This window comes from Salinispora sp. H7-4, assembly GCF_013416675.1.
In the GTDB taxonomy this organism is placed as follows: Bacteria; Actinomycetota; Actinomycetes; order Mycobacteriales; family Micromonosporaceae; genus Micromonospora; species Micromonospora vitiensis.
This window is the reverse complement of the sequence record NZ_JABZED010000037.1, coordinates 1-3,277: the sequence shown is the minus strand read 5'-3', so window position 1 is coordinate 3,277 and position 3,277 is coordinate 1. Positions and strand designations below refer to the sequence as shown.

General features: G+C 67.6%; 1 protein-coding gene. It reads left to right on the top strand.

Annotation, left to right across the window (positions count from 1 at the left end; genetic code table 11):
* Nucleotides 1–35: 35 nt before the first annotated feature.
* A partial coding sequence (locus tag H0524_RS16195; RefSeq protein WP_180199390.1) for a non-ribosomal peptide synthetase occupies nt 36–3,277 on the top strand: 3,242 nt, incomplete at its 3' end.

Sequence of the window (3,277 nt, the reverse complement as noted above, 5' to 3'; positions counted from 1 at the left end):
CGCACGCCCTGTCACGGGAGTCGGCGGAGTCCCTGGTGGGCCTGTACCGGCGGGTGCTCGAGTCGATGGCGACGGATGCTGATGGTGATGCGATGGCGTCGTACCTGTCGGTGGAAGAGCGCGAGCGGGTTTTGAAGTGGTGGAACGAGTCGGCGGTGGAGGTGAAGCCGCTAACGGTGTTGCAGCTATTCGAGGCCCAGGCCGCGCAGAACCCGGACGCCGTCGCTCTGCGGTCCGACGACGAAACGGTGACGTACGCCGACCTCGATCAGCGTGCCAACCGCTTCGCGGACGCCCTCCTGGAACGCGGTGTCCGCACCGAGTCCCGCGTCGCCGTCCTGCTCGACCGCAGCCCCGACCTGGTCGCCGCGCTGCTCGGCGTCTGGAAGGCCGGAGCCGCTTACGTTCCGGTCGACCCGTCCTACCCGGCCGAGCGCATCGCCGCGATGGTAGATACCGCAGGCGTCTCGGTCGCGGTGACGTCCGGCCCGTATGCGGACCGCTTCGGCTCCACCGACCTGCTGCTCACCGGCTCCGTGCAGGACGGACCCGCCGGCCCGGTGTCGCGGGTGGATGTGGTGAGTAGTTTGGCGTATGTGATTTTCACGTCTGGGTCGACGGGGCGGCCTAAGGGTGTGGAGGTTTCGCATGCCGGTTTGGTGAATCATGTGGTGTGGGCGAGGGATGTGTTGGCGTCGCGGGGTGTGGGTGGGGCGCCGTTGTTCTCGTCGGTTGCTTTTGATTTGGTGGTGCCGAATTTGTGGGGTCCGTTGGTGGCGGGTCAGGCGGTTCGGTTGGTAGGTCAGGGGGTGGATGTCGCGGATCTGGGTGCGGTGTTGGCGGCGGGTGGCCCTTATTCGTTTGTGAAGTTGACGCCGGCGCATTTGGAGGTGTTGACGTCGCAGTTGTCGGTGGAGCAGGCGCAGGGTTTGGCGTCGGTTCTGGTGGTGGCTGGTGAGGCATTGCCGGGGGTGTTGGCTGATCGGGGTCTGGATGTGTTGGGGCCTGGCCGGTTGGTGAATGAGTATGGTCCGACGGAGGCGTCGGTGGGGACGTGTGTGTTCCCGGTGGTGTCGGTGTCGGGGCGTGATGTGGTGCCGATCGGTCAGCCGTTGCCGAATATGCGGATGTTTGTTCTGGATTCGGCGTTGGAGCCGGTTCCGGTGGGTGTAGTGGGTGAGTTGTTGGTGGGTGGTGTGGGGGTGGCTCGGGGTTATGCGGGTCGTCCTGATTTGACGGCGGAGCGGTTTGTTCCGGATCCGTTCGGGTCGGGTGGGCGGTTGTATCGCACGGGTGATTTGGTGCGATGGTTGCCGGATGGGAATGTGGAGTTTCTGGGTCGTGCCGATGATCAGGTGAAGATTCGTGGTTATCGAGTGGAGTTGGGTGAGGTTCGGGCTGTTCTGGCCGAGCACGGTGGTGTTCGGGATGTGGTGGTGTCGGTGTTCGAGCCGACGCCGGGTGATCGTCGTCTGGTGGCCTATGTGGTATCTGTGGACGACGGTGCGGTGGATGTCGGTGAGTTGGGTCAGTGGTGCCGGGTCAGGTTGCCGGAGTACATGGTCCCGTCCGCGTTTGTCGGTCTCGACGTCATCCCGCTCAACGCCAACGGCAAGGTCGACAGGCGGGCCCTACCGTCCCCGGACGACGTTCCCGGAGCGGACGACGGCTACGTCGCCCCCCGGACGGTCACCGAGGAGCGGGTCGCGCAGATCTGGGCCGACGTCCTCGGCCGGGAGCGGGTCGGCGTTACCGACGGCTTCTTCGAGCTGGGCGGCCACTCGATCCGCGCGGTGGCGCTCGTCGGCGCACTGCGGGGCGCCGGCTTCGACGTCGGGGTCCGGGAGGTCTTTGAGCACCGTACGGTCGCCGAGCTCTGCGAGTTCCTGACCGGACGGCCCGGTGCCGCCGAGGTCGAGGAGTGCGTGGCCCCCTTCGCTCAAATCGGCGACGACGACCGGGCGAAGCTGCCGGCAGACGCGGTGGACGCGTACCCGCTGTCGCAGGTGCAGCTCGGCATGCTCGTCGAGATGTTCGCCGACCGCGAGCAGCACGCCTACCACAACGTGTCGTCGTTCCGAGTCCGTGACGGCTCACCCTTCGACGAGGAGGCACTGCGCGCCGCGGCCGCCATCGTGACCGAGCGGCACGAAATGCTGCGTACGTCTTTCCACCTCGACTCGTGGTCGGTTCCGCTGCAGGTCGTGCGCGCTACCGCGGAGATCCCGGTGGCGGTCGGTGACCTGCGCGGGCTGAACGAGGACGCGCGCCGCAAGGCGCAGGCCGCCTTCGCTGCCCGGGAGCGCGCCACACTGTTCGACCTCGAGCAAGCCCCGCTCCTACGCATGACGGCCCACCTCGAGGACGACGCCTGGTGGCTGACCGTGACGGTGTGTCACGCCATCACCGAGGGCTGGAGCCACCGTGCACTGCTGATGGAATTGCTGACCGAGTACGCCCGGCTCCGCGACGGCGAGCCGGTCACCGAGCGGTCCGCCCCAGCGGTGCGGTACGCGGACTTCATCGCGGCAGAGGTGCGCTCCCTGGCCTCCAACGAGGACCGGGACTACTGGCAGTCGGTGTTGGACGGGTACGCCCGGTTCACTCTGCCGGCCGCGTGGGCCGGGGATGCGTCGCAGCCGCGCGAGAGGTACCGGGTCGCCGTGCCGCTGCGCGACCTCGAAGCGGGACTGCGTGGCCTCGCCGTCCAGTCTGGCGCCTCACTCAAGAGCGTGCTGCTGGCCGCCCACCTCAAGGTCATGAGCATCCTCACCCCCGACGAGGCGTTCTTCACCGGCCTGGTGTTCAGCGCCCGGCCCGAGGCGCCCGGCGCCGACCAGGTGTACGGCATGTACCTCAACACGCTGCCGTTCGCCTTCGACCGCGGCCCGCGCACCTGGAACGATCTCGTCCACCGGGTCTTCCTCAGAGAGACCGAGGTCTGGGGCCACCGCCGCTACCCGATGCCGGCCGTGCAGCGCCTCGCCGCGGTAGACCGGCTGCTCGACGTCCGGTTCAGCTACCAGGACTTCGACCATGTCGACACCGACCTGGTGGACTCCGAGCAGAGCGTGGGCGAGGGCGCGACCGAGTTCAGCCTGGCGGTCTCCGCTGTCGGCGGCTACCTACTGCTCACCACGCATACGCACGCCCTGTCACGGGAGTCGGCGGAGTCCCTGGTGGGCCTGTACCGGCGGGTGCTCGAGTCGATGGCGACGGATGCTGATGGTGATGCGATGGCGTCGTACCTGTCGGTGGAAGAGCGCGAGCGGGTTTT